The sequence below is a fragment of the Simkania sp. genome (assembly GCF_965215465.1).
GTDB lineage: Bacteria > Chlamydiota > Chlamydiia > Chlamydiales > Simkaniaceae > Simkania.
Genome location: NZ_OZ244056.1, coordinates 1,362,673 through 1,383,828 on the forward strand (window position 1 = coordinate 1,362,673; position 21,156 = coordinate 1,383,828).

The 21,156-nt window shown below is 42.7% G+C and carries 22 protein-coding genes; 9 read left to right on the forward strand and 13 right to left on the reverse strand.

From position 1 onward, the window contains the following. The first annotated feature begins 59 nt into the window (after window positions 1-59). Window positions 60-1,184: a hypothetical protein gene (locus ACOOFG_RS06290; protein ID WP_420420627.1), complete on the forward strand. Its 1,125-nt coding sequence runs from the start codon at window positions 60-62 to the stop codon at window positions 1,182-1,184. Here the strand turns inward: ACOOFG_RS06290 and ACOOFG_RS06295 are convergent. The 3 genes from ACOOFG_RS06295 to ACOOFG_RS06305 are packed head-to-tail and all read right to left on the reverse strand — an operon-like array spanning window position 1,179 to window position 2,994. Further along, a complete protein-coding gene (locus ACOOFG_RS06295) occupies window positions 1,179-1,313 on the reverse strand; it encodes a hypothetical protein (protein WP_420420628.1) in 135 nt (44 codons plus the stop codon). The genes ACOOFG_RS06290 and ACOOFG_RS06295 overlap by 6 nt on opposite strands. An 8-nt stretch (window positions 1,314-1,321) precedes the next feature. After that, window positions 1,322-2,743: a hypothetical protein gene (locus tag ACOOFG_RS06300; RefSeq protein WP_420420629.1), complete on the reverse strand. Its 1,422-nt coding sequence runs from the start codon at window positions 2,741-2,743 to the stop codon at window positions 1,322-1,324. An 11-nt stretch (window positions 2,744-2,754) separates the two neighbouring features. Further along, a complete protein-coding gene (locus ACOOFG_RS06305) occupies window positions 2,755-2,994 on the reverse strand; it encodes a hypothetical protein (protein WP_420420630.1) in 240 nt (79 codons plus the stop codon). 212 nt (window positions 2,995-3,206) lie between these two features. Here ACOOFG_RS06305 and ACOOFG_RS06310 point away from each other — a divergent pair, with 212 nt between their 5' ends. Continuing rightward, complete coding sequence (locus ACOOFG_RS06310) at window positions 3,207-3,374, forward strand: hypothetical protein (protein ID WP_420420631.1); 168 nt, start codon at window positions 3,207-3,209, stop codon at window positions 3,372-3,374. Window positions 3,375-3,491: 117 nt separating this feature from the next. Here ACOOFG_RS06310 and ACOOFG_RS06315 read toward each other — a convergent pair whose 3' ends face one another. Next, complete coding sequence (locus ACOOFG_RS06315) at window positions 3,492-4,886, reverse strand: hypothetical protein (protein WP_420420632.1); 1,395 nt, start codon at window positions 4,884-4,886, stop codon at window positions 3,492-3,494. 184 nt (window positions 4,887-5,070) lie between these two features. On the opposite strand from ACOOFG_RS06315, the gene ACOOFG_RS06320 reads away from it, so the two are divergent. The 3 genes from ACOOFG_RS06320 (at window position 5,071) to ACOOFG_RS06330 (ending at window position 8,551) form a co-directional block, all read left to right on the forward strand. Then, on the forward strand, window positions 5,071-5,493 hold the full coding sequence (locus tag ACOOFG_RS06320; RefSeq protein ID WP_420420633.1) for a hypothetical protein: 423 nt from the start codon (window positions 5,071-5,073) through the stop codon (window positions 5,491-5,493). A gap of 66 nt (window positions 5,494-5,559) precedes the next feature. Continuing rightward, the gene (locus ACOOFG_RS06325) at window positions 5,560-6,570 is read left to right on the forward strand and encodes a VOC family protein (protein WP_420420634.1); all 1,011 of its coding nucleotides are present in this window, start codon (window positions 5,560-5,562) and stop codon (window positions 6,568-6,570) included. A 169-nt stretch (window positions 6,571-6,739) separates the two neighbouring features. After that, window positions 6,740-8,551 carry a hypothetical protein gene (locus ACOOFG_RS06330; RefSeq protein WP_420420635.1) on the forward strand — a complete coding sequence of 604 codons (1,812 nt, stop codon included), beginning with the start codon at window positions 6,740-6,742 and terminating at the stop codon, window positions 8,549-8,551. On the opposite strand, the gene ACOOFG_RS06335 is transcribed toward ACOOFG_RS06330, so the two are convergent. Beyond that, complete coding sequence (locus ACOOFG_RS06335; RefSeq protein ID WP_420420636.1) at window positions 8,548-9,540, reverse strand: hypothetical protein; 993 nt, start codon at window positions 9,538-9,540, stop codon at window positions 8,548-8,550. The genes ACOOFG_RS06330 and ACOOFG_RS06335 overlap by 4 nt on opposite strands. A 166-nt stretch (window positions 9,541-9,706) precedes the next feature. Between ACOOFG_RS06335 and ACOOFG_RS06340 the strand changes: the two genes are divergently transcribed. Continuing rightward, on the forward strand, window positions 9,707-10,099 hold the full coding sequence (locus tag ACOOFG_RS06340) for a hypothetical protein (protein ID WP_420420637.1): 393 nt from the start codon (window positions 9,707-9,709) through the stop codon (window positions 10,097-10,099). On the opposite strand, the gene ACOOFG_RS06345 is transcribed toward ACOOFG_RS06340, so the two are convergent. The 5 genes from ACOOFG_RS06345 to ACOOFG_RS06365 all read right to left on the reverse strand — a co-directional run bounded on the left by ACOOFG_RS06345 (window position 10,064) and on the right by ACOOFG_RS06365 (window position 15,422). After that, window positions 10,064-11,029: an NAD(P)H-dependent flavin oxidoreductase gene (locus ACOOFG_RS06345; RefSeq protein WP_420420638.1), complete on the reverse strand. Its 966-nt coding sequence runs from the start codon at window positions 11,027-11,029 to the stop codon at window positions 10,064-10,066. The two genes, ACOOFG_RS06340 and ACOOFG_RS06345, sit on opposite strands and share 36 nt — an antisense overlap. A 70-nt stretch (window positions 11,030-11,099) precedes the next feature. Beyond that, window positions 11,100-11,990, reverse strand: a complete 891-nt coding sequence (locus ACOOFG_RS06350; protein ID WP_420420639.1) for a hypothetical protein — start codon at window positions 11,988-11,990, stop codon at window positions 11,100-11,102. Window positions 11,991-12,119: 129 nt separating this feature from the next. Continuing rightward, the gene (locus ACOOFG_RS06355; protein WP_420420640.1) at window positions 12,120-12,992 is read right to left on the reverse strand and encodes a hypothetical protein; all 873 of its coding nucleotides are present in this window, start codon (window positions 12,990-12,992) and stop codon (window positions 12,120-12,122) included. 200 nt (window positions 12,993-13,192) lie between these two features. Continuing rightward, the gene (locus tag ACOOFG_RS06360; RefSeq protein WP_420420641.1) at window positions 13,193-14,242 is read right to left on the reverse strand and encodes a hypothetical protein; all 1,050 of its coding nucleotides are present in this window, start codon (window positions 14,240-14,242) and stop codon (window positions 13,193-13,195) included. Window positions 14,243-14,330: 88 nt separating this feature from the next. Beyond that, entirely contained in the window at window positions 14,331-15,422 is a 1,092-nt protein-coding gene (locus ACOOFG_RS06365) for a nucleoside hydrolase (protein ID WP_420420642.1), read from the reverse strand. 52 nt (window positions 15,423-15,474) lie between these two features. Here ACOOFG_RS06365 and ACOOFG_RS06370 point away from each other — a divergent pair, with 52 nt between their 5' ends. Together ACOOFG_RS06370 and ACOOFG_RS06375 are read left to right on the forward strand one after the other, a co-directional pair. Further along, complete coding sequence (locus ACOOFG_RS06370; RefSeq protein WP_420420643.1) at window positions 15,475-16,272, forward strand: sulfite exporter TauE/SafE family protein; 798 nt, start codon at window positions 15,475-15,477, stop codon at window positions 16,270-16,272. Between the two features lie 278 nt (window positions 16,273-16,550). After that, complete coding sequence (locus tag ACOOFG_RS06375; protein ID WP_420420644.1) at window positions 16,551-16,880, forward strand: cyclic-phosphate processing receiver domain-containing protein; 330 nt, start codon at window positions 16,551-16,553, stop codon at window positions 16,878-16,880. On the opposite strand, the gene ACOOFG_RS06380 is transcribed toward ACOOFG_RS06375, so the two are convergent. After that, window positions 16,877-17,134, reverse strand: a complete 258-nt coding sequence (locus tag ACOOFG_RS06380; RefSeq protein WP_420420645.1) for a hypothetical protein — start codon at window positions 17,132-17,134, stop codon at window positions 16,877-16,879. The two genes, ACOOFG_RS06375 and ACOOFG_RS06380, sit on opposite strands and share 4 nt — an antisense overlap. A gap of 452 nt (window positions 17,135-17,586) precedes the next feature. Between ACOOFG_RS06380 and tpx the strand changes: the two genes are divergently transcribed. After that, window positions 17,587-18,087, forward strand: a complete 501-nt coding sequence (gene tpx / locus ACOOFG_RS06385; RefSeq protein WP_420420646.1) for a thiol peroxidase — start codon at window positions 17,587-17,589, stop codon at window positions 18,085-18,087. On the opposite strand, the gene ACOOFG_RS06390 is transcribed toward tpx, so the two are convergent. Together ACOOFG_RS06390 and ACOOFG_RS06395 are read right to left on the reverse strand one after the other, a co-directional pair. Then, window positions 18,071-19,723, reverse strand: a complete 1,653-nt coding sequence (locus ACOOFG_RS06390) for an NAD-dependent malic enzyme (RefSeq protein WP_420422674.1) — start codon at window positions 19,721-19,723, stop codon at window positions 18,071-18,073. The two genes, tpx and ACOOFG_RS06390, sit on opposite strands and share 17 nt — an antisense overlap. Before the next feature lie 110 nt (window positions 19,724-19,833). Then, the gene (locus ACOOFG_RS06395) at window positions 19,834-21,117 is read right to left on the reverse strand and encodes an Npt1/Npt2 family nucleotide transporter (RefSeq protein WP_420420647.1); all 1,284 of its coding nucleotides are present in this window, start codon (window positions 21,115-21,117) and stop codon (window positions 19,834-19,836) included. Window positions 21,118-21,156: the final 39 nt, after the last annotated feature.

The window sequence follows — 21,156 nt, forward strand, 5'->3', positions numbered from 1 at the left end:
AAGTTTTTCTTCTATGTGTTAGATTTTCTAACTCGTAAAAGTACTTATGAGTTGGGATTATGAAACGGATTATCACAGTGATTGGAATAGCATGCATGAGTCTTACCTTAACAGGCTGCCATGTCTCAAGTAAGACATCAATGTATGGTAGTGGAGGACGTACCTCTTACAATAAAGCCGCGCAGAACACAACAAATCAAGAGCTTTTGCTGAACCTCGTTCGACTTAGGTACTCCGATACACCCTACTTCCTACAAGTTAACAATGTGACCACACAATTCACTTATACAGGTAAGCTGCTTCCTGGGATTAAAATTCCTGGATTCGACAACTCCAACCCTGTATCATTGGGAGCTGAACTTGCTTGGTCAAATCAACCCACTATCCAGTATTCACCTCTCCAAGGCAAGGACTTTGCCATCCAATTGATGCATCCGCTTGATTTAAGGGTCGTCCAAGGGCTTATTTATACAGGCTGGGACGTCGATAGGGTTTTCCGCCTTTTAGTCCAAAGCATGGCCGATATCCCGAACGCATGTGGTGCTTCTGGACCTATTCCTGAAGAACCACCCCATTTCAAGCGCTTCCTAGAAGCGACTTCCCTCCTACGTTACTTCCAACGCATGGGGGAACTCCACATCGGAGTGCGGTACATTGCGCCATCTGGAAAAGATGATCAAAATAATGGGAATAAGCCTAATACCATCCAAATTTCCTTCCCTTCTGAAGGCGAAAAAGCCAAGCGCCTCGCTTCTATTTTAGAAGATGTGAAAACTTCCAAGGGAAAGTATATTCTCAACATGCGACAAGACTTTAACGAACAAGCTGAACTCGGAATCATGACGCGTTCTCTTCTCAGCTGCATGTACTACCTCAGTTTGGGCGTCCAGGTTCCGGAGCGGGATCTTGAAGCAGGAATTGTTGGTCACACTCATTACACAGACGGACGACACTTCAATTGGGTAGATGTTGTTGGAGATTTACTTGCCGTTCAAGTCAGCATGGATTATCCACAAAATGCCTACTTAGCTGTCTCTTATCGTGGTTATTGGTTTTACATTGATGATGCTGATGTGAATTCGAAGCGAACGTTTGTTTTACTCCAGCAGATCTTTAACCTACAGGCAAAACAATCTGATAAAGAGCCACCTCTACTCAGTATTCCGCTAGGATCTCCGTCATAAAATGTGATCAAAGATACGCATTTTAATGAGCATGAGGATGAGTGCCTCTTTTTTAATCTTGTACTCATCTTCATCTACTTTCCAAATCTCTGAAACATCTGTCAGGTTCATGTTTTCTTGAAACCACATCTGAACCTTCATTGAGAGGATTCGACCCGAAGTGATTTCATCTTGAACAGCTTCAAGAACAGACTCTTTTGTATAGGCTTCGGAGAAGAAACTACTTGTGAAAATAGAATGAGGGGAGTGAGCAGAATGTATAGACCATCAGTCACAACAGCTTTGGCTTCAATGTCATTTATCGAGCCAATTGTCTCTGCGCCCATCGTTTTTCCATAAATCGCCATGAGGGTATTCGGCCAATGAGGACTATTCAGTCCTAACCTCTCAACTAGCGTGTGTGGAATCTTACGAAGAACAAGCCCCCAAATGTTTTGAATGTACTGAAGACGTCTTTCGTGGAGAACAGTTAAAATACCATTCTTCAAAGTGATATCTTTCCCCACCTCAGCTAAAGAAGCTTCCGTCTCTCTTAAGACGTTGAGAACTTGAGGCCCGCAATAATCTGCTCCTTCTACACCTAGCCATAGGAGAGCGTTGGCCTGATCAAATTCGGAGTCAGACTCTTTAAGAAACCTTGCAATGGAAAGATAAAATCCCTCAACTTGCCCTTTATACTCTTCTGGAGAGATGGAGGTCAGATTGATTTCGGTGTGTCTTTTTTGCCTCAAAGTCAGCTTGGGTCTTGGACTCACTCCAGAGACATTTCTCACCTGAGCACTTTTTGTCTTCAGTCTAACCAAGAGAATTTGAAGCCCTTCCTTAAAAAATTGAATCGCTTGAGGTTGGACTGCTTCCATTAATTGGTTTCGAAGCTCTATATCTTCAGGCACTAAATCGGACCTGTTAAGCAAAGGAACTAGATCATGCGACGTTTCATAAAGCTCTTTGGAAACTGTGGGAGGATCATTCCAGTGTTTATCCTTTGCTAGTTTGTTCATGAGAACCAGTAGATGCTTATCCCACGAAATAGACTCAAACACAGATAAAATCTTATTGATTGCCGTTTCACACTCTTTAAAAGAGAGCCCTTCACCGCTAGAAATCGCCTCAGCATCAACTTGAAGGTGACTTAGATCCAACTGAACCTTTTCCAGGCTCATCCCATTCATATCTTTAAGAGTGATAACTTCCGCTCCGTGTACCTTCGTCGGAACATGGGTCCGAACGGCTTGCTTCTTGTATTCGTCCGCAATGCCTTTAACTCGACCTGCAAGTTCAAAAATCGAAAGAATGCGATCAAAAAAGCTGCCCGTAAACAGCAGGTAAAGATCACATGGAATCACAATACAAGAGTCCACGACTTTGGTCACCTCCTTCGAGAAGTACTCATTCTCTGACAGGTAAGAAAAAACATAGGTCAACGCAGTCGCAGCCCCAATATAGTAGCGTCCTGCTAAGACGAGAAGACCAACCCCTATGAAATTGACGGTTCGGATGATTTGGCCATAATGAAGAGAAAGCCAAATCACAGACTTTTTCGTCCAATAGGAGTCCATTTCCAGATAAGTCAAGACAGCGCGGGGGCTAGAGGGGAAAGGACTAAGAGATTTGAGGAGCGGATTGAGAGACCAGCATAACCCATTTCTTTAGAGAGCATCCGAAGAGTATTAAGTGATAGATTAACTTGAAATAGCTGATCGAGAGATGCGGCTAAATAATCAGCTGCACAATGGTAGTTTTTTTCAGTCTTCTGGGCAAGCCGAAGAGCATACGTCGTATGAATCGTTGAGAGAACGTCTAAAGCCATCGTAAAAAACCTAAAATGAAATCACGAAGGATTATAACACTCTTTAGACTTATTTGAAATCAGATCCTACGGCCTTCGTTTTCAACATCCTATAATAAAACATAACATTAATTATCAGACGTTAAATCTTTTTTAAAATAGCTTCTCGACTCTTGTCCCTTTCAATCTTCTATGCTACTCTCGTACACTTAAATCTAAAATTGAGGGATTTTATGAAGACTCTAGCATTAATGATCGCAATGACTGTTGCTTCCTTGCTCTATGCCTATTTACAAAGGCGTTTCTCTTCAGAAACCCTTGTTAATGGATTCATGGACAAAGAAAAAGCTGAAGAACTCGCCCCAACAATTTTCAAAAACAAAAGTAAAAAAAAGAAGTAGTTTTCCCTTTCTCTCCGCGAAATTTTCTCCATGAGCAGTTTAAGGATTGAGCAGCTTATGACCACACTATCTGGATACTCTAGAATAATGGCCACGTCTAGACGTGGCCCATTGATCTTAATTTTGGGCATATTCCTTCAAAATGCCTTCACTGAGAAGCGCAAGTTGAATCGCAAAGTAGTTTTGCTGGTAGTCTCCCATTGAATCGACGCTGTAATGGGTCAGGTCATTCTGAAAATAATGAGCAACTTTCTCAATGTCATCTTGAGAAACATCGTCTGGAAGAGCTCCATATTGCTCAAGCCCTACAAGTGCTACGAGCAGTGGTCCGGTAAACTGACCATAGCCCAATCCTGAAGGATTGAATGTCAGCGTTCCATCGTCCCAATCGCCCCAACTTAAATACTGCCCATCATGACTGAAGATACGTTCGACAAGAGTCGAAAGACTCGCCGCCACTTGATCCTTGATGCCTAGGAGATCATTGCCTGTCTTTTCTGTATAGAGAAGATACTCTCCAAAACGCATGAGCATCCGAACCGCATCATAACCAAACGAATTGGGTCCACCTAAATAGAAGGGTGTATCTGACATCCATCCCCCATTCGCTTTTTGGACATCAATGACGAGTTGCATGGTTCCCTGAGCCGCTCGAATCAACGCTTGTCCATTGGGGCTTTCTGCTCCTACCCACTGAATCATTTCAGTGAATTCGAGAGGATCAAAGTAGTCGGGATAGACAGGGTCATGTTGCCAATTATCGAGGCTCATGGCGTAGTAAGAATGGGTTTCCCCATTTAATGTTACCTGGTAATCCCCTAAATCGTTTCTCACAAAGCTATCAATTGCCTGATCGATCAATTGATTGAGTGAAATGGATGAGACAGTCCCCTGCCCTGCTGAAAGAGGATCAGAAGCCACAAGATCAGGCCACTTTTGGTAAGCTAAAATCATGGCACCAATGATGTCTTCATCGGCATCAGAAGCCGAAGAAACAAAACTCGTATCTAAACCATCATAGGGACCCTTTTCAGCTGGAATCCCAGCAATGTTAGGCGACCATCCAATCAACCCAAAACCGATCATGTCTCCTGAAAGTCCCATCTGCTCTCGGTAAAGAGTTGTCTGATTGCAGAGATAAAGATATCCGTTGAGCAACTCCTGAAAAAAGGCTTCGTCGTCATAAGCCACAGCATTTCTCATGGCATAGCCAAACGCCTCTGAAGGCGTGTAATTTCCAATATCCTCTGGCTGCCCCAAAGGAACGACGTGCCCCGTCGGAAACGCCATACCCTGGTACTCAATGACAGACACGCCATCTATTTCTAACGTCTTAATTGTTGCAGGTGGATTAGACGTAAGAGATTGTGATTGCTCTTGCGCCATGCTCAACTTAGAAGAGGCTTCATAAAAGTGAGCATAAGCGACACCGTCAATCGCCGTTATGCCCTTCTCTGAATCACCGTGAAGATTAAAATTTAAAGTTTGACTGAATATTCCAGTGGTAGACACAGCTTCCTCCCAAATTAACTTATTAAATCTAATTAATGCCTACCTCACTCCTTTATAAATTATAACAACGTAGTTTTAATAAATAAACAATACAAATCATTTTAATTTTTTTTAAATCATTTTCTTTTGACCAGAACCCTACCTAAAAGTATACTTTCCCGCCGATGGAACAAAGGAGAAAACCATGACTGCTAGCTATAATCTTCAAATATCAGAGTATAAGAAAAACCCTCTTTTACTATTGGATGACCAAATCAAACATCCATTGTCTGTGGATGAGATGAGAAAGCAATACAATAATATTCAATTACAGCAAGTTTTTAAATCTGTCTACAAAGCAGCTTTATTCATCTTACAAAGCCAAGATACAGACTGTAGCCCATACCATAACCAAGAATCCGATCAAAAACTGCGGGAATTTGGACTTGTTGGAACACAACATGATTGCCTCATGGACATTTTTAAAAATGGTGTCTCAATCTCCCAAAACCTTGGTCTAGGACTTGATGTAGGAAAATTGGTGAGTCTTTGCATTGCTGACCTCTTATCAGAAGCAGATTTTTTGGGTGAAACTATTTGCCCTGATTACTGGGCAAGTTTTCCTTAAGATTTCTCTTGGCAGAATGAGACAGACCTCATAAGATGCGAAATAAGTGAAGATGGAACTTTATCGATGCGCTGGGTTTGCCTTTTCTTATTCTGCCTCCTCTCTCTCCACCTTGAAGGGAAGATTTTTTCTCGCCCTCATGAAAAGCCGCCTATTAATGCTGTCGTTTCGTTCGACCTCACTGTCGGCAATATGGACCGCTCTGTTGCATTTTACACGAAAATACTCGGATTTCAAAAGGTCGCCGATTACAAAGTTTCAGGAGAGCCCTACGACACTCTTTATGATTTAAAAGGATCTCGTATTCATGTCGTCCGTTTGAGACTCGGGTTAGAAACACTCACCTTGATGGAGTTTGAAAAACCCAAAGGGCGCTCTCTTCCCACCGATTTCGCAAGTGACGACAGTATGTTTCAACATATTGCCATTGTGGTCAGCGATTTGAATAAAGCCTACGGCATTCTATTGAAAAATCAGATTGTTACCATTTCACCAGAACCTCAAAAACTCCCTGAGTGGAACCCAGCTTCTTCCGGACTCCAGGCCATCTACTTTAGAGATCCTGATAGACATCCACTAGAGCTTATGCAGTTCCCAGCAGGAAAAGGAAATCCCCGTTGGCAACAAACCCATGGCCAACTCTTTTTGGGCATTGATCACTCTTCTCTCACGATTAACAACACGTCAAAAAGCTTGGAGTTTTATCATCACCACCTCGGCCTTAAAATCACAGCTGATAGCTTGGACTACGGTCCCGAACGAGAAAAACTCACCGGAGTGAAGGGAGCAAAAGTTTACATCACCTCCCTAAGTGCTGAGCAAGGCCCAGGCATCGAGCTTCTCGACTATCTCACCCCAGAAACGGGGCGTAACATGCCCCCTGATACACGAGCCAATGACCTTTGGCACTGGCAAATTCGGCTTCAGTCCCCAGAGCTTGCTGAATTGCACCAGTCCCTTGTGAAAGCAAATACCTTTGTACGTAAGTTACTTAACTTCCAAAACCCCTACCTCGACTACCATGAAGCGTTTCTAGTCAGAGACCCTGATGGACACGCTCTTTTGATCACTCAGTAGTCCTCTCAGCCCTTAACACTCACAAAACACTTTAAACCAACAACTTATAAATATTTAATACTATTCACAATCTGTTAATTTTAAATAATTTACATATTAAATAATTATTTAAAATTATTTGTATATATGTTAATATGTAATTAAGGAAAGGAAAAGAAGGAAGGTCTATATGTCGGTTCTGGTACTGCCGCTATTCAATAAATTTTTTTCAAATCAAGATACAGAACCAACTAGAAAAGAAGCATCTGACAAAATTCACGAAATCGTCGGCAAGTTACTCCATCATGAAAACTTATCTCATGAAGACGAGACCTTTTTAGATCGTACTAAAGGCTATGCCCAAGGCTGGGGAAGCTACGCCAAGTCCTTTTTAATCACACCTTCTGACCAAACAAATGTCAAAACCATTAACAATCTTTCTCGCCGAGTTATTGCTGGAGAAGTTTCTGCAGAAGATGCTCTAGGCGAAATCTCTCACATCCTTGAGACAACACCAAATTGCTCTGCAAGAGAATCTGCAGCTGTTGCGAATCACATTAGCACTTATTTTTCCAATGTTCAGTCATTTGAAGAGATTTTAACTGATTTTCACGACTCCCACGATCAATTAGAACCCACACGAGATCAACTGATCACTCTTGTTGAGAGATACAACCATTTCACGCTTCCTTCTCCAGAACTCGCTGGAACAACAGTCAGCAGAATTGAGATCTCTGTTGATCATGGGGAAAAACCTCGAACCCTAGAAGTTCGCTATAACAATGAAGGACGTTTAGAAATTAAAGACGGCGCGGTAGCACCAATGGACGTTTCCTGTCGTCAACACATTTCAAGAGCAGAAATTCAAGAAATGAAAGATCTTTACAACGAGCTTGCCGACCACTCCAACTATAACAATCTCGCTCTTGTTTTAGAGTTTGCTCAATTTGTGAGACGCGAAAGAACAGTCGATTCGAGCTTTAGCCTCGAAGATGCATATGAAGCCTTTAACCCCGATCTTGTCACTATCCACGCGAAATACCAATCAGGAACTTGCGGTGTCTTAGCAAAACGTTTTTGCCATGAACTCGATGAAAGAATGGGAATCAAAGGACAATCAGTAGGTTCAGAAATCCAAAATGTTTGGATGACACTGCCGATTCCCGGAACTGCCAAAGACCCCATTAAATGGAGGGATCTTTCTACAGAGCTTCGAGGCGCAGACCACACAGATGCTGTAGTTGCCTATACCGATGAAAATGGAAACCAAAGCGTCATTAAGTTTGCTTGTTCAATGGGACAAGATGTCCCAAATGAAATCGAAGAATTTATCGGAACCGATGAAGCTTCTGGTTTAGATCGGTACTATGACACCACACGATACGGAAGTCGTGAGCATATTCCTGACCAAACCGTCGAAGAAGGAACCATCGCTAAGACATTTCTCAAAGGACGTTTCAAAGCAGCAATGTCAAAAGGAAACAAGATTCTTGGAGTCGACTTTTTACGAGGCAATGTCTACTTGAACTCAAGTTGGGCAAAAAAACTTGAAGGGATTCCTCTTAATGCTCAGAAAATGGCCTCCATTAATCTTGAAGACTTAGCAAACCCTGAAGAAAATGGAATTTACTTTGTAAATGGGGAACCCGTAACCTTGACACATCGCGAAGCACTGCATCTCATGCTCGAAGCAGTTTCTTCTACCTTTGAAATTCCAGAAGATTTCGAAGAGAATGTGATCGCTCTCGCGCAAATCTCACCCGAGTTTTATGATCATCTTTACATGGAGCCACTTCCAATGATCAAGCAGCACTATACCGAGCTGCAATACATTGCAAAAGAGATGAAAGCGCTCAGCGAAGATTCTTCACAAGAAACAAGGTATCGTGAGCTCCAAAGGATGCACTTTGAGATCCTGGGGGCAATCTATAACAAGCAACCCGAGCAACTCGCAATTGCAATAGACCGTATGATGCTAGAGTTTAAAGGGAATAATAGCTAAACTTTTATCGTCGGAAGTAGGTGTTCGACTTGTGCCACGCTTTCTTCTGGCTCCATTCCTAACATGATTCTCAGTTCACCAAGAACTTGCTTGTCTTCAGCTTCATAGTATTCTCGGTTGTGGTACTTTCCATGAGCAGAAACTTCAGGATCTTCCTCGACCATTTCAATACAATGATAAGATCGATTCCTTTCAGATTGACTCAACTTCGTGTGGAATGAATTGGGGTAAAGAACCACTCCATCTTTTTTGTGATACACCACGCAAACTCTTCCTCTAAGACCTTCCAAAGCCTTTATTGAATCTCTTGCCCAGTCCATCTTATCAATAGCCGCATGGACTTGCCACTTTTGATAAGCGCTAGACAGCCTTCCTTTCGTATGCTTTTCAACCTTTGAGTCAACAATGGAATGAAGATTCCAAAAAGAGCGATCCAATAAAACGTTGATCTTTTTTTCCTCATGCAAACCTTGGATGTGGTGAGCTCCAATTGCAGTAAAGTAGGCTCCCATTGAATGACCCGCAATGACAATATGATTAGGATCCACGCCTTGCTCAAGAAGATAATTAAAAACTGTCGCTAAGTTTTCGGCCACAGTTTGCGGCTCTGTCGATCCAGAGCTTTTCCCTGTGCCACTGGGATTGAACACGAGTAAATGTGGAGTGTTGCCCGAAGAGTCTTTCAGAGATTCTTTCCAATGAAGGGGGCGAGTTGCAGCTGACTCATAAAAACTCCCATTTCCATGAAGAAAAATAATCGCTTTATTGAGCTCCCCTGGAAAATGGACTCCATTGACAACATTTCCGGCTGAAGACCCTAAATTGATCTCTTTTCCAGAGTACATCTCAATAAGAGAAGACCTCGCGACATCGAGAAAATCTAATAGATCGTCCCGCTCCGCGACCGTGCGACGTCTTGAATCAAATAGAATTTGAGAACACTCTTCTCTACTACAATTAAAAGCGGAAGAAAGGAATTTAACAGCCATACTACCCCGATCATTATCTAATAATTTTCTTATAAAACCCCCTTTTAGTCAATTATTAAAATTTTGATTTACAGAAGTGTAAAGCAAATTTTTTAGTGAAAAAAAAACTTTACATCGTTAAGATCTTTGGTGGTTTTGGATGAACCCATCATTAAGGAGGTAAAAGATGGCCGTTTCAACTCCAAATACTAGGGAACGCTCCGGATCTGTCGTTGTCTTATCACCAAGAAGCTTTGACTCAAGTGCTATGGTCACACTGAAGTTAAATGAGACGGCGGGGCGAACAGCCATTCAAGGTGTTTTTCAACTTGTTAAAGACCTTTCGATCCAAAAAGAGGCTTTTGACGTCGCTACAATCAAACTCAATGGACGAAACCTTCTACTAGAACCGCCTGAAAACCAAGAAAAATATCTCGAACTTATCAGGAAATATACGATCAAGTCGAGTTATAGTTGGGAACTCAAAAAAGACGTTGTGGAAATCACTCTTAAAAGCTGTGATGAAGATCCCGAATGGATTGCTTTATCGAAACAAGAAACAGATCAAAGAAGCTACTGACTGTTGTTGACAGAGAAATGCCCTTTCTCCAGCCCAAAGAGACATGAACTCTGTGCGAGCTTGCGCACTAGCCGCTTGCCTTATGGGACGGGTCAGGGCATTTTGAATCGGATAGTCTGGCACATTGATTCTTTCCATTTCGTCTAAGAAACGGTTGCGAACCCCTCTCGCCAAACGGCCCGAAAACGCTCTTGTAAGCCTTGTATTGTCTTCTTCTTGTGCAAGGAGTATCTGTCTATACTTTGGATGAATGGGGCATTCCTGCGTTGTTAAAAACGCTGTTCCCATTTGAACTGCGCAAGCTCCCCACTCCAACGCTTGCTTCACATCTTCTCTGTTCATGACCCCACCTGCTGCAATAATCGGAGTTTGAACATGCCGTTTCAATTCTTTCACCAAGACTTCTGTTGAATCCAGAGCATCTTCTTCCTTCCCAATAAAGGTCCCGCGGTGCCCACCGGCTTCTTTTCCTTGCGCCACAATGAAATCAACACCGCTTTGCTCAAGCGCAAGCGCCTCCTCTAAATGAGTCGCCGTCCCTATCAAAACAGTCCCCTCCCCTTTCAATTGTCTGAGCCACTTTTCTTCCGGTATCCCAAACGTAAAACTAAACACCGGAACTTTTTCTTCAATCACTACGGACATCTGCTCTTCAAAATAGGGCTGCATCGCCTCCATGCTTGCCTTTATCTTGGCTGCATTGACTTCAAATTTTCCAGGGACGAAAAGATTAAGGTTAAAAGGAGCCTCTGTCTGAAAACGGATCGCATGAATGGCTTCGCGTATCTTGTCAGCAGATAAGTAACCTGCGCCAAACGATCCGAGCCCACCTGCATTCGATACAGCTGCAGTCAGATCAGGATGACTGGCAGGTCCGGCCATTGGCGCTTGAATGAGAGGAAAAGGAAGCTTGAGTCTTTCAGTCAGCATGAGCTTACCGTAGCAAAAGACATTTGCTGGCGCAACCTACAAAAAAAGCCCCTTACTGGGGCTTTTCACTTTATTTCATACCACTATTTTGAGAGTGATAGGAGAGTGTCGTCGAAAAACCAGGTCTGCGATAAGTTGATCTTTGATCTGGCTGCTCCTCCTTTTTCTCATCTATAGCTGGTTGCTTTTCCACTTGCGGCTGTCTTGCAAAGTAACGTGATGCAACGGTTCCGACTAGAGCCGTGAGAAGTGACGTGATTGTGATGACGGCAATCTCATCTGCAACTTTCGGACTGCTCACACCTCCCATTGCCCCAATATTGAGGAAAGGAAACACTGATGTAAAAAGTGGCAAGAACCCATGAAACATGCGGCCTTCTTTTTGTGGTGCTCCTAAAAGAGTCGTCACACACACTTGAGCCAGTCCAAAGAAAACTCCTATAACAGCGAATCCCCCCATTGTAAAACCTTCCGATTTTTGCTCTAGGCCAAACAAAAGAGCCACGCACAAACCAGCTATACCCGAGGGAATGAATGATGCTGTACCGGCAACAATGTAGTTGAAAAATCTAGCAGGCTTAGATTCTTCTTTAGGCTCTGCCGCCATTTTTAGAATGCTTTTTGCTAGTACCTTTATTAAGGCAGCACCAGTGAGTAGTACTAAAGAAACCATATAGACTTCACCCAATTCTGTAGTCGGTAACCCAAGTAAAGGCACCAATGCAGCTGCTGCTAATCCAGAGAAAAATGGAAAAGCCACTTGGACAATTTTAGGTTTTTCATGAACGCTTAGCACCGTTGCTAAACCAGCATTAACTCCTGAAAAGAGCGCTCCAAACGGAACACAATGACTCGCAATATCCTGACTTGGACCATCTCGAAAAAATTGCGCAAGTAGACCAGTCGTAAGAGACATTTCTATTCCCGTCTGCACCTTAGGATTCATAAAAAATGTTGTCATAATTCATTTTCCCTCATGAATAATTTAAAAAATGGTAAAAGTGTATACGAGAAGATGATTGTTCTCAATAGAAAGAAACTGCTGATTAAGCCTCAAAACAAAAAAAAGCCCCTTCTGGGGCTTTTCGCTTTATTTCATACCACCATTTCGAGAGTGATAGGAGAGTGTCGTCGAAAAACCAGGTCTGCGATAAGTTGATCTTTGATCTAGCTGCTCCTCCTTTTTCTCATCTACAGCTGGTTGCTTTTCTACTTGCGGCTGTCTTGCAAAGTAACGTGATGCAACGGTTCCGACTAGAGCTGTGAGAATTGATGTGGCTGTAATGACAGCAGCTGCCCCCGGAAACTTAGGTGACAAATTATGTGCCATAGAGCCTATAATAGCCAATGGAATGGGTGAGGTCATTAGTGGTAAGGACGCATGAAGCCAACGGCTTTCTTGCTGAGGTGCACCTAAAAGTTTTGTGACGCACACTTGGGCCAGGCCAAAGAAAAGTCCCATAAGAGCCAGCATTCCATTACCCAAGTTGTCTCCAAAGAATCTTGCACCGTACATTGCGGGAATAAAAGTCGTAGCACCAACGACAACATAGCTGAAAACTCGCGCAGGTTTTGATTCCTCTTTCGGTTCTGCATCCATTTTAAGAATGGCCTTTGCAATCACTTTAAGTAAGGCAACACCTGCAAGCATTGATGAACAAATCACATATGCACTCATAAGCTCTGTAACAGGTGCACTCAGAGCAACTAACGCTCCCGTTGCAACCAATCCTGAGAAAAATGGAAAAGCCACCTGAACCAGTTTAGGTTTTTCATGCACTCCCATGACTGCTGCTAACGCTGTATTGGTGCCAGAAAAAATTCCTGCAATCGGTACGATGTTGCTTACTAAATCCTCAGGTGCATTAATGAGCCTCTCTTGCACTGCCGTCGTCATAACTGCCGTCGATAATGCAGTCTCTAATCCCATCTGGGCAAAATTTTTAACTGTAGTTACTGCCATAATCCATGTCCTCATTGAAAAATTTAAAAATCGCAGAAATTATATAAAACAGAATGATTGATTTCAACAACTAAACTGTTAAAAATTAAAGTTTAAAATATGAAAGTTACTGGATTATAAAGAAGGGCTAGCCTCTCAGCTAGCCCATCTTTAATTGGATTGAGGTATGGACTAAGGAATCTTTTCCCCTTCGCCTTCTTTTACCTCTGCTCTATAAGCAAAGGTATAGGATCGCTTTCTCCCTTCTGATATGTTGCCAGAATTTCTCCTGTAACTTTCCATTCTTCCTCAAGTAGCCAAGAAATAGCTGCTTGAACTCCCCTCACCGAACTGACAGTCTCAGCGACTTCATTATTTGTGCATTGAATTGATTTAACATCAGATAAAAGATCACTTGCATCAATCCCATTAGAGTACGTGTTAGACCTTTGGTAGATTGAAAATGTACTTTCTTCATCAGAGATATCTTCACAAAGTGCAACAAATGCAACTTCCATGGAATAATCGTTCGAAACAGGAAGCTCTTTTATCATATGGACAATTTGTGGATAAAGATTATCCACAAAACCGGCAAGATTTCCCCATTCTTTTGTGTTTTGAATGAGTAGAGAACTTAAAACTGTTTGAGTTTTAGGCCCATCTTGAAAAGTGACCTGCAAAGCAAACTTGATGGGGTAGCTTGGGTTTTGCTTCTGAATCGCAACGAAGCAGGGTTTGAGCGTTGCCATTTCATAAGCGAGTTGCTGCGCTTGCACATCCCAACCTGGATGAGTTTCATCCATCCGGCCAGGAAGCGTTAAAGGTTGCGGCTTTCGGTCCCAAGCTTGTTTTTTAATCAGTAGCCCTAATTTCCATAGTAGTCCACCACTGAATCTAAGGAATGGCCAACCCATGTTCCAGAATGACCACGATAAGATCTTGCCGAGGTTTTTACAAAACTTGGCGGGTTTACTTTCCTGAGGAGCGTTCGATTGGGTATAGGTGATGGGAGTTTCGGGTTGATAGGAACTTAACAAAGGTGGACGACCTGTCACAGATTTGCGCTGTGGAGAATGTGAAGTCAGTGTTGTGTCAACGCGAGAGGTGTATTGGAAAGTGGGCGCTTTTTTAAGAGTATCCTCATGAAGAGAAAAAGAAAAAGGACCTTCAGGCTTATTATCGAGACGAGTGGCTTCATAATAAGGCGCATCAGATAAACAGTCTGTTTGAGCTACTCTTGTAAGTGTTTGCCATTCGGTTTTAGTAGCCATCTCGTTTAATCTCGCTTTAACTGGAAATTTACGTGAACTTTAAAATAGGTAATTGAAATTTGCAACAAAAAAATCAAAAAATCTTCGTTTAAAGTGCTTGAGAGTGGTTTGCATGCATGTTTGGCGGATGATTCAACGTCTTGAGAAAAATGTCGTAAAATGCATCTGTGTCAATTTGCGTGACAACTCGAACTGGCATCCCTTTACTTCCCATAATCAAACGCCCATATTCTGGGCCTTTGCGCAAGTTAACAACGAGTTTTAAGTCTCGATACTGCGCACTATTGGGGTTTGTCAGAAGCACAGCCGAAACCGGATCCCACAAATACTCTCGCGTGCGCTTTTTGTTTTTTACAGAAGGCTTGAGAATTTCATACACGAAGTTGGCTGCGGGAGTTTTGCGATTCTCAGCAATCATTTCGTAAAAAGGTTTTGTTGGAACATGTTCAATGACATCTATTGGGACTAGTGTGATCGGAACTCCCGAATCAAACACGTCTTGAGCAGCTTTTGCATCGAGGAAAATGTTGTACTCAGACACCCGGTTCTTAAAACCCATAGGTCTCCCCTCAATATTCCCAGGTGAAAGGAGTGCCCCTCCCATGATAAAAATGCGCTCGATTTTGTCTTTAATTTCGGGCTTTTTCTCAAAGGCTAGGGCAATATTTGTCAGTGGTCCAATGCAAAGAAGCGTAATCTTTTCTTCGTGTTTTTGCACAATATCAATGATAAATTCAGGAGCTTTTTCTGCAATGGGACGCACAGAACTGCGTGGGAGTTTGATTCCTGATAAGGCATCTGCTTGTTGACGCCAGTTTGGAGGATAGCTCCCAACAGGACTGAGAGACTCACGCGCCCCATAAGAAACGGGAACCCGCGGGTGACCAATGAGTTCTAAAACATTGAGGACATTCTGCGCCCCATACTCCCAACGAGAGAGCCCATCGCCAACTGTCGTAACTCCCTTCACTTCAGCTCGAGGGTTTTTCACAAGATAGACAATGGCCATCATGTCATCCAAGTCACAATCTGTATCAATGATGACAGGAAAAGGATGCTCGGTGTGTTTAACGGAAAGATCTGAAAATAGAGATGACAAGCTTGTCAAAATGCAACTAGAAAAACTGTGATTCGGCTCAACATGAACGTAAACCTTGAAATTGAATGATCTATCATTCATAAACGATGTTTTTAGGTTTTTGCAACAAAAAACTCGACTTAAGGATCAGCAAATGTATTTTGGAATCGAGATTTTCGGATTCATCGCAACAGGTCTTGCCGCAGGAATTTTAGCAGGCCTTCTAGGAATTGGGGGAGGTATTGTCATCATCCCCTGTTTAATTTTAACCTTTCATTTTCTTAAAACTCCTCCTGATCTTGTCATGCATCTCGCAATCGGAACTTCGCTTGCTGCCATGATTTTTAACTCCCTTTCCTCCGTGTATTCCCACTACCGCAAGAAAGGGGTGATCTTTGACATTGTCAAACCGATGGCTTTAGGCGTTGTGGTGGGTTCCTTTTTGGGAGCCATGATTGCAAAGGTTTTACCTGGCCATTTGCTGCAAATCATCTTCGGAGTTTTTGAATGTCTCGTAGGTCTGAAATTTTTGCTCCCTGAAAAAGAGCTCAAAAAAACACGCAAAATGCCAAAATTTTTCGGCCTGTCAGCAATCTCACTCTCCGTCAGCACGATTTCGACAATGCTAGGGATTGGAGAAGGGTTGATCAATGTTCCGATCTTAACCCACTACCACGTCCCCATGAAGAAAGCGATCGGTACCTCTTCTGCTCTGAGCTTCCTGATTTCTCTTTTAGGGGCGACCTATTTTCTCCTTTTAGGGGCAGGCTCTTCAGATTATCCAGGAACGTTTGGCTACATCTTTCTTCCTGCATTTATTGTGATCAGCATTGTGTCGTTTTTCACAGCTCCTTGGGGAGTGAAACTTGCACATAGCCTGCCAACAGACATCTTGCGACGAGTCTTTGGGATCGTGCTCATCATTGCAGGAATTGGAATGATTGCAGGCTAGCGCTCCTGTGATTGCATGTATTCCTAATTTACTCTAAAATTTCGGTCATGGAAAAGAAAATTACCTATAAAGAATTAAATGATCTTTTGATCTCATAAGTCAAGAATGGGCAACGTGTCATTCTCACATCCGATAGGGGCGATACCATCGCACTCGTCTCTTTGGATGACCTAGAAATCGTGAAAGAATTTGAACGCATAGAAGATGAAATTGACCGAGAAGTTGTAACGAATGCTCTCGAGGAAGAAACTGTAGATTGGGAGGACTTTAAAGGATAGATGCGCGTTTTTTTAGATGATGAGCTCGAAGCCCCTGAGAGGATAAAACTCGCTCAAGGTTTTGATACATGGATCACAACAGCTACGGAAGCCATTGAGCTGATAGCTACAGGGAAAGTTTCCGAGGTTTCTCTTGATCACGATTTAGGTCCTGAAGAAGCTGGATCTGGATATGATGTCGCTAAATTCATTGAGGAAAAAGCATTTCTAAATGAAATTCCTCGTCTTAAATGGCGCGTCCATTCCGCAAACCCCGTTGGAAGGGAGAGAATGACCGCTGCACTCACAAATGCAGACAGATACTGGGATCAATCGGAAAAGCTGAACTAAGTCCGAGAAACGCGGAAGGGATCTCCATCGGCATGGTGTTTCCAAAGGTCCCATCTCGCTTCCTGCTCTTTCTCTGCTTTTTCAATTTCTTCTCTTGTCAACTCACTTTCGTCTTTTTCTTCTTGATCGATGAGTGTCACAAGGTGGCGGCGAAAGGTATCGGGAGGCGTCTCTTTCATTACCTCAACAAAGTCTTTGAGCTGATCCTTGCTTTTGATGTATTTTGAAAGGCGCCATTCGATCACCCTTCTCATCGTAAATTCATTACGCAAGAAAAACTGCTTAAATGGAAAGAGATGGTGATCTTGACTTATGCAACAAGAATGTGCCTGTTTAGTAATTTCCAAAAGGTGTGGATTGTCCGAATTCATGATCTTGGATGTAAAAAGAGGAAAGAATGAAAATGTCTTTTTCCCTTTCTCTTTGAGGTTTTTTTAGCTTCTTTGAGAACAGCAGAAAGCATCAGAAAATTCAGACGCATGTACTTTTGTCTGTCACGAAAACCCTTTTTCTCTTCTTCACTATTGTCTTTAGACGAGAAAATAGACGTGATTCGGCTAGCAGAACCCCTTAGAGCTTCTCGATCTTTCATCGGTTGTCTTTCAAATTTTAGTTTAAGAAATTTTCATAGCAGCTTAACAATACCTTAACATAAGTTTCAAAGAAAAAAATTGAACTTATGAAAAAAATTCCATATGGTAAAGATATGATAACGATTACATTAAAAGGTTCCCCTATACATACCAATGGAAGTCTTCCAGAAGTTGGAACTCAAGCTCCCGATTTTCTATTGATTTCAACTGATCTAAAACCAAAGTCTTTGAAAGACTATGCAGAGAAAAAGCTCATTCTTTCAATCGTTCCCAGTTTAGATACACCTGTGTGCCTGACATCGGCTAAACAATTCGAAGAAAGACTCAAAATTCGAAACGACATTCGCGTCCTCTTCATTTCTGCAGACCTTCCTTTTGCTCAAAAGCGGACTTGTGGGTTTGAGAAGCTCAAAAAAATCGAAACCTTATCGATGATGCGTGATCGGAAATTTGCAGAAGACTATGGAGTATTAATCCTCGATGGTCCCCTGCAGGGGATTTCGGCGCGTGCTGTTCTCGTGTTAGATGAAAATCATCAGGTTCTTCACACCGAACTCGTCCCTGAAATTGCTCAAGAGCCCGATTACGAAAAAGCGTTCACTTTTTTTTCTTGATTTTAGGATATTTCGGGACCCAATAGGCCTTTTCAACAGCTTTTTCAATATCTTCAGGTGGGTTTTCACATACTCTTTCTTCTACTGCCATTTTTCCGACCTCAGTCGCAATCGCTCGACTGATGGCGGGAAGTTGCTTGATCCGAGGGAAAAGAGAACCGTAAGGGTTATTCAGAATGGGAGCAAAGCGACTAAGCACTTCTGCAGCTTTTAAGAACATGTTATCAGTGACCCGTTTGGCTCCTGTTGCAATTACCCCAAGTCCAACTCCCGGGAAAATGAAAACGTTGTTGCATTGTCCGATGGTGTACTTTTTCCCTTCGTATTCAACAGGAGGAAAGGGGCTTCCTGTTGCAATAAGCGCTTGACCGCGCGTCCAATTCATCAGATCTTCTGGAAGAGCTTCTGATTTAGAGGTCGGGTTTGAAAGAGGAAAAATGATGGGTCTAGCGACATGCTTTTTCATTTCCACAACAAGCTCCTCGGTAAAGGATGCCGGCTGGGCTGACGTACCAATGAGAATTGTCGGCTTTGCGTGCTCGATGGTTTCGTGAAGCGAAATGTTTTGCATATTCTTCACTCCCCACTTTTCAATCAATGCGGAATCTTGAGCAAATCGTTTCTTAAGGTCATCTAAGCCTTCTGACTTCGTATGGGCTAACCCATTGCGTCCAAGAACAAAAATACGTGATTTGGCATCTTCTTCAGTCATGCCATCTTTGACCATCGCTCGTGTAATTAAGTGGGCAACACCAATCCCTGCAGAACCTCCGCCATAGATGACAAGTCTTTGATGCCTTAGGTCAGAGTCTGTTCCTTTAATTGCAGCTAAAATACCCGCTGTCACAACTCCCGCTGTTCCCTGAATGTCATCATTAAAGCAGCAGTAATCATGTTGGTAGCGTTCAAGTAAGGGTTGTGCGTTTTGCTTGGAAAAATCTTCCCATTGAATCAAGACGTTGGGAAATCGTTTGGTGATCGCTTTGACAAAGAGGTCGATAAATTCTTGATACTCGTCTCCTTTTAACCTTTCATGTCTCCACCCAAGATAAAGTGGGTCGCTTAAGAGATTAGGATTGTCTGTTCCGACATCAAGCATCACAGGCAGGGTGTAATCTGGATGGACTCCCCCAAAGGCAGTATAAAGAGAAAGTTTTCCTACAGGAATCGCCATTCCTCCTACACCTAAATCTCCTAAACCGAGAATTCGTCCCCCATCTGTGACAACAAGCACATCGACACGATCCTTCGGAATACAAGCCACCATCTCATCCATGCGGTCTTTATAGGGATAGGAGAGATAAATTCCCCGGTTCTGATTATAAAGATAGCTAAAGTTTAAGGAAGCATCGCCAACAGTTGGAGTATAGATATATGGAAGCATCTCTTCAGCATGCTTCGAAACGAGGTTGAAAAACAAGGTCTCGTTCCGATCTTGAAGGCTCATCAAAAACGAATACTTATCGATTTCGCATTTTTTAGAGCAAAAGTTTGCATAGCGCCTCTCGGCTTGCTCATCAATTGTCGAAGTGTGGTAAGGAAGGAGGCCATGAATGCCCAGATCAATCCTTTCTTCTTCTGTAAATCCTGTTCCTTTGTTTAAAATGGGATTATGCAAAATGTCTTTGGGATCCATATCGACTTCGACGATTTCTTCCCCATTATCAAATGACCGTGTGATCTCCGGCATGGATGAGCTCCGATTTCTTAATGCTTAAAAAATAGAAAAATATACGGAGTTGAGATTTAAAAGGCCAGAGTTGCTTCTTCTGGTTTTTCTTCTTTAAGCAGAAAGATCACTGCGGCGATCCAAATGAAAAAGAGAATCACATGAGCCCAAGAAAATGCATAAGGAAGTTGCAGTGGGCAGAAAATCTGCAAGGCGATTACAACAACAGATGCTAACGCTTTGGCACTCCGGTAAGCAAAAACATCAATGATGGCTTTTGCTTTAAACTTCTCCTCGGTCTTAAGAGGAACGTAGAGCATCTCTTTGATAATATTGAAAATGGAGTAGTCAAAGGTTTTGATGACGGAAAATGAATAGGTGATCATCGCAAACGTCGGATGCATTAAGTACCCTATTGCATTGACAAAGAGAATCCCTGGAATCAAGATATGGCTCCGCCTCAATCCTAAAAACTGGACGAGCAAAAACGAGGCCACAAACTGCAAGCAGAGATTCAAAGTATTGATCATCCCCCAAAGCTTGCCATAAAACTCTGTCCGCAAGTCTTGGTCAGGAATTTTGAACTGCAAAAACGTATTGAATTGATAGTCCATGACTGTGGTTGATAGCTGCATCAAAACAACAACTAATAGGATAAATTTTAAGGCACGAGAGCTCTTGATCAGCTGAAATCCTTGGGATGTATGTTTCGGCCCCATCCGGAGTTTTTCATCTTCTTTATGCGAGTGGAGAAATCCGCTGTTCTTGAGGAGGAAAAAGTAAGCGATGACAAAGACAGCGTAGATGGGAATCGAAGAAAAAAGTAGGTGCTCTGACCCTATTTTCACGGCAAAAAACCCTGGAATCATGCTTCCAAAAATCGAACCAATACCGCCAACTCCAAACAAAATCCCATAGAGATATTTAGCCCGAGACATCTTGGTCATAGCGTGAATGACCGACCAAAGCTGCTGGAACATGAGGAGTACATAGATGTCCTTCCAGATGTAGAGAACAAACGGCAGAAACGGGACTTTTCCAATACAGGTTGCAGAGAGAGCGTTCATCCCTACAGTCAGACCAACCGTAAGTAAGAAAAGGCGAAAACACCCCAAAATGGGAAGGAAGCGGTTGTAAAGGCTGACAACAAGGAGGTTGAGAGGGACAGTCGCCAGCCAAGCATAGGGAAGCCATTTGACCGTATAATGAGCAATAAAAATCGAATTGCTCGTCGGTTTTGTCACTGCGTACTCAGAGGTGATACAAAAACTGCAAATCATTGCACAGAGGACAATCAGCCTCTCAACACCAGAGTAGCTCTGCAATTCAGATTTAAGTGACGCAAATTTTTCCCGTAACATCACTCCATCTTATCATGGAGTCTCAGTTTTAGTCCCTCC

Coding starts and splice junctions, on each gene's coding strand:
- ACOOFG_RS06290 (WP_420420627.1), top strand. CDS start 60: ATGAAACGGATTATCACAGTGATTGGAATAGCATGCATGAGTCTTACC.
- ACOOFG_RS06295 (WP_420420628.1), bottom strand. CDS start 1,313: ATGTGGTTTCAAGAAAACATGAACCTGACAGATGTTTCAGAGATTTGG.
- ACOOFG_RS06300 (WP_420420629.1), bottom strand. CDS start 2,743: ATGGACTCCTATTGGACGAAAAAGTCTGTGATTTGGCTTTCTCTTCAT.
- ACOOFG_RS06305 (WP_420420630.1), bottom strand. CDS start 2,994: ATGGCTTTAGACGTTCTCTCAACGATTCATACGACGTATGCTCTTCGG.
- ACOOFG_RS06310 (WP_420420631.1), top strand. CDS start 3,207: ATGAAGACTCTAGCATTAATGATCGCAATGACTGTTGCTTCCTTGCTC.
- ACOOFG_RS06320 (WP_420420633.1), top strand. CDS start 5,071: ATGACTGCTAGCTATAATCTTCAAATATCAGAGTATAAGAAAAACCCT.
- ACOOFG_RS06325 (WP_420420634.1), top strand. CDS start 5,560: ATGCGCTGGGTTTGCCTTTTCTTATTCTGCCTCCTCTCTCTCCACCTT.
- ACOOFG_RS06330 (WP_420420635.1), top strand. CDS start 6,740: ATGTCGGTTCTGGTACTGCCGCTATTCAATAAATTTTTTTCAAATCAA.
- ACOOFG_RS06335 (WP_420420636.1), bottom strand. CDS start 9,540: ATGGCTGTTAAATTCCTTTCTTCCGCTTTTAATTGTAGTAGAGAAGAG.
- ACOOFG_RS06340 (WP_420420637.1), top strand. CDS start 9,707: ATGGCCGTTTCAACTCCAAATACTAGGGAACGCTCCGGATCTGTCGTT.
- ACOOFG_RS06345 (WP_420420638.1), bottom strand. CDS start 11,029: ATGCTGACTGAAAGACTCAAGCTTCCTTTTCCTCTCATTCAAGCGCCA.
- ACOOFG_RS06350 (WP_420420639.1), bottom strand. CDS start 11,990: ATGACAACATTTTTTATGAATCCTAAGGTGCAGACGGGAATAGAAATG.
- ACOOFG_RS06355 (WP_420420640.1), bottom strand. CDS start 12,992: ATGGCAGTAACTACAGTTAAAAATTTTGCCCAGATGGGATTAGAGACT.
- ACOOFG_RS06360 (WP_420420641.1), bottom strand. CDS start 14,242: ATGGCTACTAAAACCGAATGGCAAACACTTACAAGAGTAGCTCAAACA.
- ACOOFG_RS06365 (WP_420420642.1), bottom strand. CDS start 15,422: ATGAATGATAGATCATTCAATTTCAAGGTTTACGTTCATGTTGAGCCG.
- ACOOFG_RS06370 (WP_420420643.1), top strand. CDS start 15,475: ATGTATTTTGGAATCGAGATTTTCGGATTCATCGCAACAGGTCTTGCC.
- ACOOFG_RS06375 (WP_420420644.1), top strand. CDS start 16,551: ATGCGCGTTTTTTTAGATGATGAGCTCGAAGCCCCTGAGAGGATAAAA.
- ACOOFG_RS06380 (WP_420420645.1), bottom strand. CDS start 17,134: ATGAGAAGGGTGATCGAATGGCGCCTTTCAAAATACATCAAAAGCAAG.
- tpx (WP_420420646.1), top strand. CDS start 17,587: ATGATAACGATTACATTAAAAGGTTCCCCTATACATACCAATGGAAGT.
- ACOOFG_RS06390 (WP_420422674.1), bottom strand. CDS start 19,723: ATGGATCCCAAAGACATTTTGCATAATCCCATTTTAAACAAAGGAACA.
- ACOOFG_RS06395 (WP_420420647.1), bottom strand. CDS start 21,117: ATGTTACGGGAAAAATTTGCGTCACTTAAATCTGAATTGCAGAGCTAC.